Source organism: Streptantibioticus silvisoli, assembly GCF_027947535.2.
GTDB lineage: Bacteria > Actinomycetota > Actinomycetes > Streptomycetales > Streptomycetaceae > Streptantibioticus_C > Streptantibioticus_C silvisoli.
Map to the genome: position 1 here is coordinate 261,842 of NZ_JAAGKO020000002.1, position 18,259 is coordinate 280,100.

10 protein-coding genes are annotated in these 18,259 nt (G+C 71.7%); 4 read left to right on the forward strand and 6 right to left on the reverse strand.

What is annotated here, in order from left to right; genetic code table 11:
- Positions 1–23: 23 nt before the first annotated feature.
- The 3 genes from POF43_RS02760 to POF43_RS02770 form a co-directional block, all read right to left on the reverse strand.
- Complete coding sequence (locus POF43_RS02760) at positions 24–1,793, reverse strand: RNA ligase family protein (RefSeq protein ID WP_282704377.1); 1,770 nt, start codon at positions 1,791–1,793, stop codon at positions 24–26.
- Positions 1,794–1,926: 133 nt separating this feature from the next.
- Entirely contained in the window at positions 1,927–3,678 is a 1,752-nt protein-coding gene (locus POF43_RS02765) for an NAD+ synthase (RefSeq protein ID WP_271325593.1), read from the reverse strand.
- Positions 3,679–3,996: 318 nt separating this feature from the next.
- The gene (locus tag POF43_RS02770) at positions 3,997–5,589 is read right to left on the reverse strand and encodes a multicopper oxidase family protein (RefSeq protein WP_271325844.1); all 1,593 of its coding nucleotides are present in this window, start codon (positions 5,587–5,589) and stop codon (positions 3,997–3,999) included.
- Positions 5,590–6,027: 438 nt separating this feature from the next.
- On the opposite strand from POF43_RS02770, the gene POF43_RS02775 reads away from it, so the two are divergent.
- Together POF43_RS02775 and glnA2 are read left to right on the forward strand one after the other, a co-directional pair.
- Positions 6,028–6,720: an NADPH-dependent F420 reductase gene (locus tag POF43_RS02775; protein ID WP_271324921.1), complete on the forward strand. Its 693-nt coding sequence runs from the start codon at positions 6,028–6,030 to the stop codon at positions 6,718–6,720.
- A gap of 448 nt (positions 6,721–7,168) precedes the next feature.
- Entirely contained in the window at positions 7,169–8,530 is a 1,362-nt protein-coding gene (gene glnA2, locus POF43_RS02780; protein ID WP_271318237.1) for a gamma-glutamylpolyamine synthetase GlnA2, read from the forward strand.
- Positions 8,531–8,713: 183 nt separating this feature from the next.
- Here glnA2 and POF43_RS02785 read toward each other — a convergent pair whose 3' ends face one another.
- Positions 8,714–11,413 (reverse strand): type 1 periplasmic-binding domain-containing protein, encoded by a 2,700-nt coding sequence (locus tag POF43_RS02785; RefSeq protein WP_282704378.1) that lies wholly within the window; start codon positions 11,411–11,413, stop codon positions 8,714–8,716.
- 1,139 nt (positions 11,414–12,552) lie between these two features.
- Here POF43_RS02785 and POF43_RS02790 point away from each other — a divergent pair.
- Complete coding sequence (locus tag POF43_RS02790) at positions 12,553–13,071, forward strand: hypothetical protein (RefSeq protein WP_271325950.1); 519 nt, start codon at positions 12,553–12,555, stop codon at positions 13,069–13,071.
- A gap of 185 nt (positions 13,072–13,256) precedes the next feature.
- Here the strand turns inward: POF43_RS02790 and POF43_RS02795 are convergent, their stop codons facing one another.
- The gene (locus POF43_RS02795) at positions 13,257–13,685 is read right to left on the reverse strand and encodes a hypothetical protein (RefSeq protein WP_271322858.1); all 429 of its coding nucleotides are present in this window, start codon (positions 13,683–13,685) and stop codon (positions 13,257–13,259) included.
- Between the two features lie 258 nt (positions 13,686–13,943).
- Here POF43_RS02795 and POF43_RS02800 point away from each other — a divergent pair, with 258 nt between their 5' ends.
- Entirely contained in the window at positions 13,944–16,958 is a 3,015-nt protein-coding gene (locus POF43_RS02800; protein ID WP_271322859.1) for a bifunctional [glutamine synthetase] adenylyltransferase/[glutamine synthetase]-adenylyl-L-tyrosine phosphorylase, read from the forward strand.
- 280 nt (positions 16,959–17,238) lie between these two features.
- On the opposite strand, the gene POF43_RS02805 is transcribed toward POF43_RS02800, so the two are convergent.
- On the reverse strand, positions 17,239–18,150 hold the full coding sequence (locus POF43_RS02805) for a phosphatase PAP2 family protein (protein WP_271316466.1): 912 nt from the start codon (positions 18,148–18,150) through the stop codon (positions 17,239–17,241).
- Positions 18,151–18,259: the final 109 nt, after the last annotated feature.

Genomic DNA, 18,259 nt, shown 5'->3' on the forward strand with positions numbered 1-18,259 from the left:
GCCCGGCGCCGGTACGCGGCGCATCAATCCCCGTCCCCGTCGGCGTCGTTGAGCGTTCCCGCGGTGTCGCGCACCGTCGCGTGCGCGTCGACGTACCAGGTGCGGTCCGCCTCGGCCGGGGACGGCGGCGCGAACCGGTCCAGCTGCCGGGCCAGCACCGCCGCCGGCACCGGATGGGCCCGGTCCGCGTTGCGCCGGGCGGTCTCCGCGTCGTCGACGACCAGCACCGCGTGCGTCAGCAACGCGTCCCGGCGGGCCGCGACCGCGTGCACCACGGACCGTTGCCGCCGGTTGAGCGACGTCGCGTCCCACACCACCGTGCCGCCGTCCGCCGCCGCCCGGGCCAGCGCCTCGTCCAGCCGCGCCAGGCCCTCCGCCAGCACCGCCGCGTTCGCCCGCTGGTCCGCCCGGTCGCCGCGCGCCGCCCGCAGGCCGTCCAGCGACACCACCGGTGCGCCGAGACCGGCCGCGAACGTGCTCTTGCCACTGCCCGCCGGGCCCACCAGCTGCACCAGCCGCGGGAACGCCCCCGACCGCCACCGCCAGGTCAGCGCCGCCGCCTGCCGCCCGGAGCCGATCCGGCCCAGCGCGTACGCCTGCCGGGCCACCGCCCAGCACCGGTCACCGGCCGCGGCGTCCGCCACGTCCAGCGCCTCGCGCACCTCGCGCCGCAGCGCCTCCAGCGGCTCCGGCCCCAGCAGCCCCGCCTCCCGCGCCCACAGCTCGGACCACTGCACCGCCTCCCGCTCCCGCGCCCCGCCCGGCAGCGCCGCCGCCACCGCGTGCAGCGCCCCGACATCCACCGCGGACGCCAGCCGTACCAGCCCGGCCCGCCGTTCCTCGTCCGGGAACGGCCGCCGCAGCACGTGGCACAGCCCCGCCAGGTCCGCCACCCGGCGCGCCAGCGGCACCCCCAGCGCGACCCCGCGCGGCCCCGCCAGCCGGCCCGCCACGACGCCGCGCCGCGCCGGGACCGCCAGCGCCGCCAGCACCCCGGCCAGCCGCGCGTCCCCGGTGCGCCCCAGCAGGTCCAGCCGCCCGGCCGCGTCGGCCGCCGCGCCCGCCGCCCGTTCCACCGCGGCCGGGCCGCCCAGATCGCCGGCCGTCAGACCGGTCGCCGCCAGCAGCGCCGCCGCGTCCGGTGCCGCACCCGAGCGCACGTCCCACAACACGGCCGCCGGACCGAGTCCGTTGGGCACCACCGGCGCCAGCATCCAGTGCGCGTCGGTCGTCACGTGCGAGGGCCGCACCCACTTCGCCACCCGCGACCCGAACCGCGCCCGGTCGAAACCCGCGACGGTCCGCACCACGTACCCCTCGACCCGGTCGGTCGCCAACTTCAGCCCGCGCAGCGCCCGTTCGTCGAACACACCGCGCCACAGCACCTTCGGCACCGGTATCCCCAGCCGCCGGGTGAACCGCACCGTCGCGTCCCAGTCCAGGCACCGCTCGCCGTCCCACACCGAGAACGCGTAGAACCAGCTGTCCAGCTCCCGGTAGCCCAGCGAGTGCCGGGCGAACATGTTCTCCCCGCAGATCCGCCGGCCCGGCGGGATCGCCCGGCCGACGCGGCCCTGCAACGCCTTCACCCATGCCCGGGACGGATGGTGCGCCGAGTCGGGCGACCGGGCGTGCAGCCCGTCCGCGTACAGCGTGGTGTTCTCGCCGTCGAGCTTCTCGGTGACGACGACCTCGCGCCCCGCCAGCCCCGACAGGTCCCCGGTGCGCACGTCGTCCGGCGACGCCCCCGGCGACCAGGGCAGGTGCGGCGTGCGCGGATATGGCGTACGCATGATGACGTTCCCCCGTGATGTGCCTGTGCCCCGCCGACGGTACGAGTCGGCGGGGCACGGCGGCCATCCGTTTTCCGGTACGGGGGAGCGCTTCTAACGGTGCGTCGGCTGCGCGGCCGTAGCTGACGTTGCGTCAGGAGCCCTCGCGCCAGCGGTTGGTGATCGGCAGCCGGCGGTCCTTGCCGAAGCCCTTCGAGGTGATCTTCGTGCCCGGCGGGTACTGCCGGCGCTTGTACTCGGCGGTGTCCACCATCCGCAGGATGCGGTTGACGGTCTCCGCGTCGAACCCGGCCGCCACGATCGCGTCCCGGCCCAGGTCCTGCTGGACGTACAGGTCCAGCACCCGGTCCAGCAGTTCGTAGTCCGGCAGCGAGTCGGAGTCCATCTGGCCCGGCCGCAGCTCCGCGCTCGGCGGCTTGGTGATGGAGTTCTCCGGGATCGGCGGCGTCTGCCCGCCCCGCAGGGCCGCCGCGTTCCGCCACCGCGCCAGGTCCCACACCTTGGTCTTCAGCACGTCCTTGATCGGCGCGAACCCGCCGACCGCGTCGCCGTACAGCGTCGAGTAACCGCAGGCCAGCTCCGACTTGTTGCCGGTCGCCAGCACCAGGTGGCCCTCCTGGTTGGAGATGCCCATCAGCGTCACACCCCGCAGCCGCGCCTGGAGGTTCTCCTCCGCCAGCCCGGTCAGCCGCAGTGCTTTCATATAGCTGTCGAACATCGAACCGATCGGCACCGCGCGGTAGTTGAGCCCGGTACGGCGGGCCATCTCGGCCGCGTCGTCCTTGGAGTGCCCGCTGGAGTACCGCGACGGCATCGACACCGCGTGCACGTTGCCCGCGCCGACCGCGTCGGCGGCGATCGCCGCCACCAGCGCCGAGTCGATCCCGCCGGACAGCCCCAGCAGCACGCTGCCGAACCCGTTCTTGCGCAGATACGCCCGCAGACCCACCACCAGCGCGGTGTAGATCTCCTCGTCGTCGTCCATCCGGGGCGCGTGCTCGCCGGGCACCTGCGGCTCGTAGGCCTCCAGCGGCTCCGCCGACACCACCCGGTGGTCGATCCGCAGCCCGTCGCCCGCCGTACCCGACGGCACCTCGCCGGCGGCCGGCAGCTCCAGGTCCACCAGCACGCAGCCCTCCTCGAACTGCGGCGCGCGGGTGATCACCTCGCCGTCACCGGACACCACGATCGAGTCGCCGTCGAAGACCAGCTCGTCCTGCCCGCCGATCATCGCCAGGTACGCCAGCGTGCAGCCGGCCTCCTTCGCCCGCCGCCGGACCAGGTCCAGCCGCGTGTCGTCCTTGGCCATCTCGTACGGTGACGCGTTGATCGACAGCAGCAGCCCGGCCCCGGCCTCGCGCGCGGCCGGCACCCGGCCGCCGTCCTGCCACAGGTCCTCGCAGATCGCCAGCGCCACGTCGACCCCGCGCACCCGCACCACCGGCAGCGTGGAACCCGGCACGAAGTACCGGAACTCGTCGAAGACGCCGTAGTTCGGCAGGTGGTGCTTGGCGAACGTCAGCACCACCCCGCCGGCGTGCAGCACCGCCGCCGCGTTGCTCGGCGCACCGGCCGGCTGGCCGTACCTCGGCTGCGCCTGCTCACTGCGGTCGAGATAGCCGACGACCACCGGGATGTCGCCCAGCCCCTCGTCGGCGAGCCGGGCCGCCAGCGCCGTCAGCGCGGACCGCGACGCCTCCACGAACGAGGACCGCAGCGCCAGGTCCTCCACCGGATAGCCGGTCAGCGCCATCTCCGGGAACGCGATCAGGTGCGCGCCCTGGTCAGCGGAATGCCGGGCCCAGCGCACGATCGTGTCGGAGTTGCCGGCGAGGTCCCCGACGGAGCTGTCGATCTGATTGAGAGCGAGACGTAGTTGAGGCACGGTTCCCAGCGTAATCGTCCAACCGACGCGATGTCCCCCGGGGTAGCACGACTCACAGGCTCCGCACCCCGGCCGGCCAAGCGCCCGGCGCCGGCCCGGCCGTCCCCCGGCAGGGCCGTGCGCGGCGCCCGGCAGGGCTCCGCGCGGGCGCCCGGCGGGGCCCCGCAACGTCCCCGGGAGGGCCTCGCGCCGTCCTCCGGCAGGGCCCCGTGCCGGCCCCGGTAGGCCCCCGTGCCACCCCGCAGGGCCCTCACCCCGTCCCCCGGCTGGGCCGCGCCCCGCCCCCGGTAGGGCCCCGCGCCCGCCGTGACCCGCCCGCTACGACCGGTAGCCGAGGACCGTCATCATGCCGCTCTCCGCGTGGTAGATGTTGTGGCAGTGCAGCATCCACAGCCCCGGGTTGTCGGCGTCCATCTCGACGTCCAGCGACCGCCGGGGCAGCACGATCACGGTGTCCTTCATCGGGCCGCCGTCCGGCAGCGCGAAGCTGTGGCCGTGCAGGTGGACCGGGTGCCACATCCGCGTCTCGTTGACGAACGACAACCGCACCCGCTGCCCCCGGCTCACCGGCATCCGCTCCGACGGGGAGTAGTCGCGCCGGTTGAAGCCCCAGTCGTACGCCGGCATGTTCCGGGTCAGCCGCAGCGGGACCGTGGTGTCGACCGGGCGCGGCTCCAGCGCCACCGACTCGTCCGCGGTCAGCCGGTGCGCGGACAGCGGCATGCCGTCCAGCTCCGACGGCCGGGTGCCCGCCGCCGGCACCGCCCCCGACGCCGAGGTCCGCAGCACCGCCATCGCCGTCGCGTCCTTGCCCTCCGCCAGCGCCACCAGCGGGAAGACCCCGTCGCCCACCGTCACCAGCACGTCGTACCGCTCGCCCATGCCCAGCAGCAGCGCGTCCGTGTCACGGTGCACGACCGGCTGCCCGTCGGTGTGCGTCACCGTCATCCGGTGCCCGCCCAGCGCCACCCGGAAGGCCGTGTCGCCGCCCGCGTTGATGATCCGCAGCCGCACCCGGTCCCCGGGCCGGGCGCGGAACGTCTCCGGCGCCGACGCCACCCGGCCGTTGATCAGGTAGTACGGATAAGCGACATCACCGGGATGGCCGCCCAGCAGGTCACTCCCGCCGCGGCCGAACCGCCGGTCCGGCCCCACCGACGGATCGGCGGTCGGCGCGCCCATGCCGCCCATGTCACCCATGCCGTCGTCCCGGTCCCCGTCCCTGCCCCCGTCCCGGCGGCCGCGGCGGGGACCGAACTCGTCGTCCTGCGCGAGCTGCGCCAGCACGATGTCCGGTGTCGAGCCCGCCACCCCGTCCACCCAGTCGTCCAGTACGACGATCCACTCGTGGTCGTACCGCAGCGGCTCCCGCGGGTCGTCCACGATCAGCGGCGCGTACAGTCCGCGGTCCAGCTGGACCCCGGTGTGCGGATGGAACCAGTACGTGCCCGGCCGCTCCAGCTTGAAGCGGTACATGAACTCCGAACCCGGCGTGATCGGGTCCTGCGTCAGCCCCGGCACGCCGTCCATGTCGTTGCGGATCACGCAGCCGTGCCAGTGCATCGTGGTCGGCTGCGGCAGGTGGTTGGTGAGGGTCAGCTCCAGGGTGCCGCCCGCCTTCACCCGTACACACCTGCCCGGCACCTGGCCGCCGTACGTCCAGGTCGGCACGGTCGGGCCGCCGAGGTCGGCCAGTGCCGCCAGCGCCGCCAGCTCCACCTTCGTCACCGGCCCGGTCCCGCCGCGTTCCCGCTCGGCAGCCAGCACCTGCGGGCCGTCCGGCCTGACGTATCCCGGCGGCGGCGGCGCGTTCCGCCCGCTCCCCAGCGCCGGCCCGCAGGCGCCCAGCAGCCCGCCCCCGGCCGCGGCCAGACCCGCGCTCAGTACGGAACGGCGTCGAAGACTACGCATGGGGTGCCCCTCGTGATGTCGGTGGTCAACGCGACGACGGCTACGGCGCACGCCGCACCCGCTATGCGCTCACCCGACAACCGACGGTCCACCGGACGCTCCCCACTACTGCCTGCGATCACCTGCGAATCACCCTACACACCGCATATGACAATCAATCGGCATCAACGCGTGAGTGCGTCGGGCGGGCGTTCTCGGCGGCGTCTGCGTCTGCGCGTGTGTCTGTATCTGCGTCGGTGCCTGCGTGTGCCGGTGCGGTGCCGGGTGGGGTGCCGGGCGGGGGCCGGGTGGGGCTGGGCGTGGACCGCGGTGACGGGGAGCCGTGACGTGCGGCCGTGACGGTGACCGGGGCCGGAATGCTGATCACATCACCGGCGGGCGACGGAATGTCACCCCGTGTCAGGGAATGCCGCCGCGCTTCGGGCTGTTGCCGCTTTCATGGGACGACTTGGACTGATCGGCAGCGGAAACATCGGAAGCACCGTCGCGCGGCTGGCGGTGGCCGCCGGGATCGACGTGGTGCTCAGCAACTCGCGCGGCCCGGAGACCCTCGCCGGGCTGGTGGCGGAGCTGGGACCGCGGGCGAGCGCGGCGACGGCCGCGGAGGCCGCCGCGGCGGGGGACTGGGTGCTGGTCTCCGTGCCGCTGAAGAACTACCGGCAGATCCCGGTGGCGCCGCTGGCCGGCAAGACCGTGCTGGACACCAACAACTACTACCCCGGCCGGGACGGCGCGTTCCCCGAGCTGGACTCCGGTGCCACGACCAGCGCTGAGCTGCTCCAGGCCCACCTCGCCGGGGCCCACGTGGTGAAGGTGTTCAACAACATCTTCTTCAAGCACCTGCTCGGCCTGGCCCGCCCCTCCGGCGCCCCCGACCGCAGCGCGCTGCCCATCGCCGGTGACGCCGCCGCCGCCAAGCGGCAGGCCACGGAACTGCTCGACGCCCTCGGCTACGACACCGTGGACGCCGGCCCGCTCGCCGAGGGATGGCGGTTCCAGCCGGACACCCCCGCGTACGGCGTCCCGTACCTGAAGGACCCGAGCCAGCCGTTCCCCGAGGACCCCGGTCAGCCCGGCGCGGCCCAGGTTGTCCGCGACGCCCTGGCGGCCGCGGAGCGTGCCAAGGGCTGAGCCCGCACCGACCACCGCCGGGGGCGGCCGCCGTCCGGCGGTCGCCCCCGGCGCATGCCGCCCCCGCAAGGAGAGCGGTAAACGGCCATCGGTGGGGTGGCGAGCGGCGGTAAGCAGTGGTGGACGTGGCGAGGACAGCCGTCCCCTGCGGCCGACAACGGGCCATACGGGGTGGAAGCGGGCCCTCGTCCGTTCCCGCCGCGGTGCCCGGGCGGGCCGGGGCGGGACGAGGGGGCCGGCCGCTGGCAGTATGGGGTTGGGCGGCAACGGAGCGGCCGTCAGGAGGAGGGCCCGCAGGGTCGTGGCCGCCTTGCGGCCGGGGTGGGGGAAACTTCGTGACGCCCCGGAAACACGCGGGCGTCATACTGTTGTGCACACGTGCCCTCAGGAGTGCCCACGTACGGCCCATGGGCCGCTGACCTGCAACGACTCTGCGAGGACTGGCGTTATGGACAAGCAGCAGGAGTTCGTGCTCCGGACGCTGGAGGAGCGGGACATCCGTTTCGTCCGGTTGTGGTTCACCGACGTGCTGGGCTTCCTGAAGTCCGTCGCGGTGGCGCCCGCCGAGCTGGAGCAGGCGTTCGACGAAGGCATCGGCTTCGACGGCTCGGCCATCGAGGGCTTCGCGCGGGTCTTCGAGTCCGACATGCTGGCCAAGCCCGACCCCGGCACGTTCCAGATCCTGCCGTGGCGCGCGGAGTCCCCCGGCACGGCCCGGATGTTCTGCGACATCCTGATGCCGGACGGCTCGCCGTCCTACGCCGACCCGCGCTACGTCCTCAAGCGCACCCTGTCGCGCACCTCCGACCTCGGGTTCACCTTCTACACCCACCCCGAGATCGAGTTCTTCCTGCTCAAGAACAAGCCGGTCGACGGCAGCCGCCCCACCCCGGGCGACTCCTCCGGCTACTTCGACCACACCCCGCAGCACGTCGGCCAGGACTTCCGCCGCCAGGCCATCACCATGCTGGAGTCGATGGGCATCTCGGTGGAGTACTCCCACCACGAGGGCGCCCCCGGCCAGCAGGAGATCGACCTGCGGTACGCCGACGCGCTGTCCACCGCCGACAACATCATGACGTTCCGGCTGGTGATGAAGCAGGTCGCGCTGGAGCAGGGCATCCAGGCCACCTTCATGCCGAAGCCGTTCAGCGAGTTCCCCGGCTCCGGCATGCACACCCACCTGTCGCTCTTCGAGGGCGACCGCAACGCCTTCCACGAGTCCGGCGCCGAGTACCAGCTGTCCAAGGTGGGCCGCTCGTTCATCGCGGGCCTGCTGCGGCACGCGGGGGAGATCTCCGCGGTCACCAACCAGTGGGTCAACTCCTACAAGCGCATCTGGGGCGGCTCCCAGCGCACCGCCGGCGCCGGCGGCGAGGCCCCGTCGTACATCTGCTGGGGCCACAACAACCGCTCGGCGCTGATCCGGGTGCCGATGTACAAGCCCGGCAAGACCGTCTCCACCCGCGTCGAGGTCCGCTCCATCGACTCCGGCGCCAACCCCTACCTCGCCTACGCGGTGCTGCTCTCCGCCGGCCTGAAGGGCGTCGAGGAGGGCTACGAACTCCCGGCCGGCGCCGACGACGACGTCTGGGCCCTCTCCGACGCCGAACGCCGCGCCATGGGCATCGAACCCCTCCCGCAGAACCTCGGCGAGGCGATCACCCTCATGGAACGCAGCGAACTGGTCGCCGAGACCCTCGGCGAGCACGTCTTCGACTTCTTCCTGCGCAACAAGAAGCAGGAGTGGGAGGAGTACCGCTCCGAGGTCACCCCGTTCGAACTGCGGAAGATGCTGCCGGTGCTGTAACCGCTGGTCGGCGGGGTCCTTGGGCCCTGCGCCGGTACGGGCCGACGGTCACCGACCGTCGGCCCTCGGGCTGTTCGCGACTGCTGGGCCGTCCGCGTCCGCGACCGCGACCGCGAGCCCGTCCCCGGGCCGTCCGGGACCCGGACGGCCGTTCCGTACGGGTGACGTGAGCGGTTGTCCGGATCAGTGGGGCAGCTTCGCGCACCAGGACGCGCTGCTCTGCGGGTCCCCGCAGATGGCCACCTGCGTGTTGACCCCTCCGTCGTCGGCGACCCGGCGGATCTCCACCTCTTTGTCCTCGGGGTACTGCAGGTTGCCGTCGGAGTAGTTGATCCGACCGCTGATGCCCAGGTACGACCTGTCCTCGCTGTCCTTCCCCGGCTGCCCGATCGCCGTGATCTCGCGCCACTCGGTGCCGGCGGAGACGGGAAGGGTCGCGCCGGACGCCAGGTAGGAGGCCGCCGTGATGGCGACCTGTGCCGCGTCGTAGGACAGTGCCGCGTGTCCGTCGGACGAACCCGGATTCGGGTGCTCGAAGGGGAAGAGGCCCTGGAGCGTGTTCGCGTAGCGATCCGCGGCAGTGGAAGCGGACTGCCTGCCCGGGGACTTCCCGCCGCTCCCGGTCGAGATCGAGGCGAAGGATACGTAGTAATAGGCCGGGTAACCGAGGTCTTTCCCGTCGGCCGCCACGAACCGGCTCACGTCGTCGCCGCCGACCACGACCACTTTACTGTTGCACTGTCGGGCCCCGTCCATGAAGGACCGGAAGTCCGGATCACCCCGGCCGGCGAAGAACACGTACTCCTTCGTGTCGCCGCAGGTGCTCATGCCCGCTTCCCGTGCGGAGAAGTCCAGCCCCTTCCCGCCACTGGGGGTGTAGGCGATTTTCGAGGTCTTCCCGAACTTCAGATCGCGGAACTGCGCTTCCGCGTCATCTGCCAGGTTCTTGCTGTAGGTGTCGGCCCGGTCGTTCGAGTAGAATATCTTCACTTTGTAGCCGGCCGGACCGGCCGGCCCGCCCTTGTTTTCGCCCTTCGTTTTCCCGCTCGCCGCGCTGCCCGTCCTATCCTTCGCTGTGTCCGCTGCGCTGCTCGTGCTGGCGTTCGCCCTGTTGTTCGTTTCCCCGGCCGAGGGCAGCAGGCTCTTGACGAAATTCGCCACCAGGGCGGCTTCCCGGATGTTGCGTGGGGAGACCTGGAAGTACAGTTTGCTGAGTGACGTGAGATCGTCCGCGGACAGGGTCGACGCGATCATCGGAATTCCCGAGTGGGTCAGTTCCTTGATGGTCCTCTCCGTGTTGCTGCTGCTCATGTCCAGCCCGACCACGGCGGCCACGCTCTTGTCCCGGCGCTCCTCGTCGGCGATCTTCTGCGCCGCCCGTACTCCGTCGCTCATGTCGGGACCGGCGTTGGCGAGCAGTATGCGCACGATCGGATCGGAGTCGGCGGATTTTCCCTCCTGCTGCTGCTGCGCCACCGCGAGGCCCTCGAGTGACTCCCGGTCGGCCGTCAGGCTGGCGGAGGTGTGGTCGGCCGAGGTCAGGGCCCACAGGGGTATCAGGGTGATGTACGGCCGGTCCGGGAAGTCGCGGTGCAGTTGGACGGCGCGCTGGTTCTGCTTTTCCACCGTGTTTTCCACCGACGTGGTGTCGGGGTCCGACGGATCGAAGAGATTGTGCCCGCTGGTGGTGACGCCGACGCACGTCCAGCGGGAGGCCACGGACGACCTGAGCCTGACGAGGTCCGGCTCGCGCGTCTGGCAGTGCTCCTGCAAGTACCGCCGGTGGTGACAGGCGGGAACGGCTGTCACCCCGCCCACCAGGAGCACGATGAGGCCGGTGTGGGTGACCCGGGACATCCACCTGCCCGGGCGCAGGGTCCGGCGCCGTGCTGACAGTTCGTCCATCTTGCGGATGGACGGCCATCTGGTCCTGTCCCCTGATTCCGGAAGGGTGAGGGGAAGGTACCAGGCGGTGTCCCGGCGGGCCCGGCGGTCCCTGAGCAGTTGCCCCTGCCACACTTCGTAGGCGTGCAGGGAGTTCGATGGCGGATACTTCGTCCGATTCTTGGCGTCAGGGGTTCCGTGCGGAGGGATCTCCGTTCCGGCGGTGATCATCAGCAGCGGGTCGAATTGACCCGTCTGGTTTCGCACCACGTTGATCAGTTCGAGAAGACGGAATCCGCCGTTCGTCGACGTGATGTTGTCCAGCAGAACCACCGGATATGTTCTCCGCCGGGGCTTCCCGCACTCCAGGGGCCGAATCTTGTACGCCGCGCGAAGATCTTCGAGAAAAGCATTGACGAGGAGCCGGGTGGCGTACTCCGGCGCCTCGTTCCCCAGTTCCTCCTTGGTGAGCCGCAGGGCGAAGTGGGAGAATTTCCCGGACAGTTCCGGTGCGAGGTGGGGCTGGTGCATGAACCACCAGTACTTCTGGGAGAGAAATTTCGATCTTCCTTGTGTCCTGGCCCAGAAGAGCAGGAACACGACGATTTGGCCCAGCAGGAGGAGCGCCTTCAGCGGGATCGACTCCACCGCTTTGGACCCGTTGGCCCATCCGCTGAGGATGTCCTTGGTCTTCTCATCCGCTCCGTTGCGGAAGAAGTTCGCCACGGCGGTGAGGGTGGGGGACTGCGTGACGTTGTACTTCCGTATTTCCGCCAGTACCTTTCGCTCCCGACGGGCCCCCGATATTTCTGGATGATCCACTGTCATGAGCCAGTGGACGAGCTTGAACCGGGTGAACTTCAGCTTGGGGTTCTTGGTCCTGGTGTCCTGGGTGAACGCGGCTTCGATTTGGGAGAGGACTTCTCCGACGCCCTTGATCGTCGAAGAAGACCAGACATCCGACTCCTTTTCCACGTTCTTCATGTTCTTCAGGAACACGTGCGCACTCTGGATGGATTTCGGCTTCGCCCTCTCCAACTTCTCCTGGACGGGTTTGAGTGCTTCGCGGCCCCTCGCGTGGTGGATCAGGCACACCATCGGCAGGCCCTTGCGTGCGGAACGCTCACTCCGGGGGTAGCTTTCCCCCCATCGGTGAGTTGCCGGGTTGAAGGACCTGGGATTGTCCCGGAAGGACGGGCGTTTGCAGAGGGCCTCTATGAGCTGCAGGAATTCCCGGGCTCCTTCGAAGTGTTCCAGTGAAGGAGGTCGGGGCGGGGTTGGGGGTGGTGGGATTCTGTGAAGCCTTTCCTTCGGGAGGCTTCTGGAGGCTTGGGTGCGCTGGAGGACAGTGCGGACTCGGCGGCGTCGTCCCCTGGAGTCGGTCATGGGCGTCACTGTCCCAGCGGAGGGACGGCCTGCCAAGACTTCGATTTTCGCTTGGCCAGAAAGAAGCTGCGCGGGAAGGCGGGCGAGCTCTTGGATGCCTCGGTGGGCGGGCGCAAGTATTGCGTGAAGCATCTTGCGCAATTCCTCCCCCGTGCATATGCCTTTCGCTCGATCCGGCCGTACGGTACGTCGGCCACAGGTGTCCTGACGTACCGTTGCCGAATCCGAGGCCGCGCCCCCGGCGGGCCGCGCCGCGTCTTCGCTCCTCCGTCGTCAGGGACGGCGTGGCATCCCGCCCTCGTCCCCGCCGCCGTGCGGCGGGGACGGCTCTCGCGCCGTGTGAGGGCATTGACAGGGGAATTCGCGACAGGTTGGGGGTCGACTTCCGGCCGACGGCTGGCCGATTACCGCTCCGGTGAGTGACAACGGCATGTCAGGGTGGCCGTACGACCGCCTGTTGCCGGGTATCTCCGTCCTGTCGGGGAGGGGTGGCGGGAGAGAAATATGCGAGCAGCAATTGACATGCCTGACGCGTGTCGCAAGACTTCTCCCGTGGACGACCGGTGAAGATCGTTGACTTCTTCGGGAGTCGTGAATTCCGGAAAGAATCAGGCATTCCGCTTTTCCGGTTGCCCGGCTCGTGGCCAGCCTTTTCCGCGGCGCCGCGTGCGCCCGGTCGTTCCGCAGTGGTCGGACGCAGCGTTTTCGTGCGTGACCACCGTGCCCGCTCTCCCTTCTTCGAATGAGGTCGCATGCGCACGAAAATATCCGCCTGTCTGCTCGCTGTGACGGCGTCGGTCTCCCTCGCACTGTTCGGCGCCCCGGTCGCCCAGGCCGCCTCGCCCGCCGCGTCGCAGTCCGTGGCCGGTGCCGCGGTCGTCACCGTCCCGGCCGGTCAGCGCAGCGCGACCTTGACCGTGGGCGGGACGACCGTGACCGTCGTCAAGCCGGCGCACCCCTCCGTCGCCGTGTTGACGTGCACCGTGGCCCCGGGCAATCCGTTCCACGGCACCGCCGGGGTGTCGAGCACGGTGTGGGCCCACTGCAACAGCAACGCGGCCAGCCTCTCGTTCGGCACGGCCCTGTACTACGACGGTGCGAGCGCCGCCCAGAACAACGCGCAGGTGACCAACTGCACGAACTGCTACGTGACGGTGACGGCCCCCTACCAGGCCGGGCAGTGGAAGGCCGGCGCCATCCTCGGGTACTTCGACAGCACGGGCAACGGGGAGTTCACCGCCGAGGCGTACAGCGCGACGGTGACCCTGTAGGGACGTGCCTGCCCGGCGGGCGAAGGGTGCCGGTGGCCGGACGGTGAGGGCCCCAGGGGCGACGGTGACGCGTCGTCAGGACGGGCGGCCGGGTGGCCCGCTCACACCCGCCCGCCCCACCCGGCGCCCGGGCCCCGCAGACCCGCCGCGGGGGCGACCGGCCCGCCGCCCCCGCCGCGTGCCCCTCAGTGGTCGTTGAGGAAATAGTGCGAGGTGCCGTCGTGTCCCGCGTCCGGGCCCAGCCAGATCTCGACGAGGATCTCCACGCCCTCCGGGAGGTCGTACACCCCGCCGTTCGAGGCGCTGTAGCCGGTGCAGGAGGCGAATCCGCCCGAGGCGGTGATGATGTAGCGGGCGTGGTAGAGGCCGTCGGTGCCTTCGGAGAAGACCTCCGCCCTGGGGGCGTACCCGTCGGCCGCCGTGTCGCAGAGCGAGACGGTGTCGCCGTGCTCCTCGACGTAGACCGTGCCGCCGTGGGCGGCGTCCGACGTGGTCCAGGTGTGGTCCCAGCTGCCCTGGGGAGGTGCCGGGGCGGCCGACGCCGGCGACGCGGTGGCGAGTACCCCGCCGGCGAGGAGAACAGCGGCGGCCAGGGCCGCGATCCTGGTACGCATCGTGTGGACCTTCCTGCTCGCCCGGACCGTCCGGGCGAGGCTCCGCACAGATGACGTCGGCGGGGGCCGTTGTGTGACTGCCGGCGCCGGGAGAGTCGGGAACGGGTCCCGGTGCTCCCCGCCGGTGACGCCGGAAGCCGAAAACCGCCCCCCTCAGGGGAACTTCGCGGTGTGGCGTCGAGGCGGCATACCGGACCGGTGGTCGGGGCGGTTACCCTCGGTCCGGCGATCAACGCCGGACCAGGAGGCGGTGGGCCCATGCGGGACGGTCGGCGCAGCAGTACGTTCACCCGGCTGCTGCGGCACGGGTTCACCGACCCCTCGGGGGCGGAGGCGCTCCTCGACGTGCCGGAGCTGTCGTCGGTGCGGACCGACCCCGTCCTGCTCGACGCGCTCGGCGTCACCGCCGACCCCGACCTGGCACTGCGGTCGCTGGTGCGGCTGGTCCAGAGCCAGGACGACGCCGACCGGCACACGTTGCTCGACACCCTGATCACCGCCAAACCGCTGCGCGACCGACTGCTCGGCGTCCTGGGCGCCTCCGAGGCGCTCGGCGAACACCTGTCGCGGCAGCCGCACGACTGGCACGCGCTGGTCACCTACGACTCCAGCGACCTGCACCCCGGCGTCGGCGACTTCGAGGCCGCGCTGCGCAAGGGCATGACGCACGCCCGCCCGGCCGCCCCCGGCACCATCACCCCGCAGAACGCGCTGCGCGTCGCGTACCGGCGCTGCCTGCTGGCCATCGCCGCCCGCGACGTCTGCGGCACCAGCGACCTGGCCGAGACCGCCGGCGAACTGGCCGACCTGGCCACCGCCACGCTGCGCGCGGCGCTCGCCATCGCCATGCGGGAGGCACCGGCCGACGCGGCCGCCGGCCGGCTCGCCGTGATCGCCATGGGCAAGACCGGCGGCCACGAACTCAACTACGTCTCCGACGTCGACGTCATCTTCGTCGCCGCCGCCCCCGAGGGCGTCGATGAGGGCGCGGCCGTGCAGGCCGCCACCCGGCTCGCCGCCCGCATGATGCGGGTCTGCTCGGAGACCACCGCCGAGGGCCGCATCTGGGAGGTCGACGCCAACCTGCGCCCCGAGGGCAAGAACGGGCCGCTGGTGCGCACCCTGGCCAGCCACGTCGCGTACTACCGGCGCTGGGCCAAGACCTGGGAGTTCCAGGCGCTGCTGAAGGCCCGCCCGGTGGCCGGCGACGACGAACTCGGCCACGCCTACCTCGACGCGCTCGCCCCGATGGTCTGGCAGGCCGCCGACCGGGAGAACTTCGTCACCGACGTGCAGGAGATGCGCCGCCGCGTCGTCGACAACATCCCCGCCGCCCAGGTGGAACGCGAACTCAAACTCGGCCCCGGCGGCCTGCGCGACGTCGAGTTCGCCGTCCAGCTGCTCCAGCTGGTGCACGGCCGCACCGACCCGGCGCTGCGCAGCCGCACCACGCTCACCGCCTTGACCCAGCTCGCCGAGGGCGGCTACGTCGGCCGGGCCGACGCCGCCGCGCTGGACGCCGCGTACCGCTTCCTGCGCTCGATGGAACACCGCATACAGCTGTACAAGCTGCGCCGCACCCACCTGGTGCCGGAGGAGGAGGCCGACCTGCGGCGGCTGGGCCGCTCGCTCGGGCTGCGCGCCGAGCCCGTCGCCGAACTCAACCGGGAGTGGCGCCGGCACGCCAAGGAGGTCCGGCGGCTGCACGAGAAGATCTTCTACCGGCCGCTGCTCGACGCGTTCGCCCAACTGGAGCCCGGCGAGACCCGGTTGAGTCCGAACGCCGCCCGGCAGCGGCTGGAGGCGCTCGGCTACCTCGACCCGGCCGCCGCGCTGCGCCACCTGGAGGCGCTGGCGTCCGGGGTGAGCCGCAAGGCCGCGATCCAGCGCACCCTGCTGCCGGTGCTGCTCGGCTGGTTCGCCGACTCGGCCGACCCCGACGCCGGGCTGCTGAACTTCCGCAAGGTCTCCGACGCGCTGGGCCGCACCCCGTGGTACCTGCGGCTGCTGCGCGACGAGGGCGCCGCCGCCGTCAACCTCGCCCGCGTGCTGTCGGCCGGCCGGTTCGCCCCCGACCTGCTGATGCGCGCCCCCGAGGCGGTCGCGCTGCTCGGCGACGCCGAGGGCCTGCGCCCGCACGGGTACGCCGCGCTGGCCCAGGAGGTGCACGCCGCGGTCAGCCGGGCCGGCAACGCGGAGACCGCCGTCACGGTGGTGCGCGGGGTGCGCCGCCGGGAGCTGTTCCGCACCGCGGCCGCCGACCTCACCGGTGCGCTGGGGACCGGGGACGACGCCGGTGCGGCGGTCGACGTGGTCGGCGCCGCGCTCAGCGACCTGACCCGGGCCACCATCGGCGGCGCGCTCCAGGCCGCGGTGGAGACGGTCGGCACCGGGGAGCCGCCGCTGACCCGGATCGCGGTGATCGGCATGGGCCGGTTCGGCGGCCGGGAGATGGGGTACGGCTCGGACGTCGACGTGCTGTTCGTGCACGAGCCGCTGGAGGGCGCCGACGAGACCGCGGCGGCCCGCGCCGCGCTCAAGGTCGCCGACGAGACCCGCCGGCTGCTCCAGATCCCCACCTCCGACCCGCCGCTGCTGATCGACGCCGACCTGCGCCCGGAGGGCAAGTCGGGGCCGCTGGCGCGCAGTCTCGCCTCGTACGCCGCGTACTACCGCCGCTGGTCGCTGGTGTGGGAGAGCCAGGCGCTGCTGCGGGCCGCGCCGGCCGCCGGTGACGCCGGGCTGACCGAGCGGTTCCTCGCGCTGGCCGATCCGCTGCGGTACCCGCGCGGCGGCCCGTCGGAGGAGGCGGTGGTGGAGATCCGCCGGCTGAAGGCCCGGATGGAGACCGAGCGGCTGCCGCGCGGCGCCGATCCGACGACGCACACCAAGCTGGGCCGCGGCGGGCTGTCCGACGTGGAGTGGACGGTCCAGCTGCTCCAGATGCGGCACGGCGCCGAACATGGGAGCCTGCGCACTCCGCACACCCGCACCGCGCTGGCCGCTCTGCGTGACGCCGGCCTGGCCGACGCCGAGGACACCGCGGTGCTCGACGACGCCTGGGTCCTGGCCACCCGGGTGCGCAACGCGGTCATGCTGGTCCGCGGCCGCTCCGGCGACACCTTCCCCAGCGACGGCCGCGAACTGGCCGCCGTCGGGCGCTACCTCGGCTACGGCCCCGGCCACGCGGGCGACCTCGTCGACGACTACCGCCGCATCACCCGCCGGGCCCGCGGCGTGGTCGAGCGGCTGTTCTACGAGTACGAGGACTGAGCGCGGGGACGTAACGGCGCCGAGGACGCCCGGAAGACGGTCCGGCCCCGGAGGACGTCTGCCGCCGAAGGCCCCACGATTCCCCGGCGGCCCGCAGACGTGACGTGGCGTGAACGGAGGCGGCCCGCGGACGTGACGTGAACGGGTGCCGCCCGCAGACGTGACGTTAACGCGGTTCCGCCCGCGGAAGTGACGCGCCCGGAGCCCGTTCCCCGCCTGACGTGCGGCCGTCGTCCGGCTCGGACGTGACGCGTCCGTGGCCCGTTCCGGCGTGGGGTGCTTACGCCGATTTCTTGCTGGACGCCTTCGTGGCGACCGGTGTGGCGACCGGTGTCGACGGCACGAGGCGTGGCAGGCGGTAGGTGAGGCGGCCGTAGACCAGGAAGGACACGCCGAGGCCGACCGCCAGGCAGACCACGCCGCCGACCGCGTCGAGCCAGAAGTGGTTGGCGGTCGAGATGATCACCAGCAGGGTGACGGCCGGGTAGAGCAGGCCGAGCACCTTGACCCAGACGTGCTTGGCGAGCATGGCCATGGTCAGACCGCACCACAGGGACCAGCCGATGTGCATCGAGGGCATCGCGGCGAACTGGTTGGAGACGTGCGACAGGTTGCCCGAGGCCATCGATCCCCAGGTGTGGTGCACGGTGACCGTGTCGACGAAGTCGCCGCCGCGCATCAGCCGGGGCGGCGCCAGCGGGAAGAAGTAGAAGCCGACCAGGGCGAACGCGGTGGTGGTGAAGATGGTCAGCCGCGCGGAGGCGTACCGCCCCGGATGCTTGCGGAACAGCCACACCAGCACGCCTATGGTCATGATGAAGTGCAGCGTGGCGTAGTAGTAGTTCATCCCGACGATCAGCCATGTCACCGAGTTCATGACGTGGTTGATGTGGTCCTCGACGTTGATACCGAGGGTCGACTCCAGCCGCCAGATCTGGTCGGCGTGGTGCATCGCGGCGGCCTCCTGCTCGGGGACCGCGTTGCGCACCAGGGAGTAGATCCAGTAACTGACGCCGATCAGCAGGACTTCGAACCACAGGCGCGGCCTGCGTGGCCGGCGGATCCAGCCGACGACGGTGTGCCCGCCCGGCGCCCGGCGTTCCTGCGGCCCGGTTCCATCGCTGTCGATGGAACCGGAGGAACGCGGAGGGGCGGGAGTGCGGCCTTCCGTGGTTTTCGTCGGTTCCCCCATAGGTCGATAGTCTGCCAGACGGCCCCGTACCGCCGATCATCCCCTGGTTGGTTCCAGGTCATCTCGTAGCCGCCCGCCGGCCCCACGGGCCGCACCCCACCCCATGGAC

Bases quoted from the DNA above. Each gene is read 5' to 3' on its own strand.
- POF43_RS02775 (WP_271324921.1), top strand. From the start codon at position 6,028: ATGGGACGACTTGGACTGATCGGCAGCGGAAACATCGGAAGCACCGTC.
- POF43_RS02760 (WP_282704377.1), bottom strand. From the start codon at position 1,793: ATGCGTACGCCATATCCGCGCACGCCGCACCTGCCCTGGTCGCCGGGG.
- POF43_RS02790 (WP_271325950.1), top strand. From the start codon at position 12,553: ATGCGCACGAAAATATCCGCCTGTCTGCTCGCTGTGACGGCGTCGGTC.
- glnA2 (WP_271318237.1), top strand. From the start codon at position 7,169: ATGGACAAGCAGCAGGAGTTCGTGCTCCGGACGCTGGAGGAGCGGGAC.
- POF43_RS02805 (WP_271316466.1), bottom strand. From the start codon at position 18,150: ATGGGGGAACCGACGAAAACCACGGAAGGCCGCACTCCCGCCCCTCCG.
- POF43_RS02770 (WP_271325844.1), bottom strand. From the start codon at position 5,589: ATGCGTAGTCTTCGACGCCGTTCCGTACTGAGCGCGGGTCTGGCCGCG.
- POF43_RS02800 (WP_271322859.1), top strand. From the start codon at position 13,944: ATGCGGGACGGTCGGCGCAGCAGTACGTTCACCCGGCTGCTGCGGCAC.
- POF43_RS02795 (WP_271322858.1), bottom strand. From the start codon at position 13,685: ATGCGTACCAGGATCGCGGCCCTGGCCGCCGCTGTTCTCCTCGCCGGC.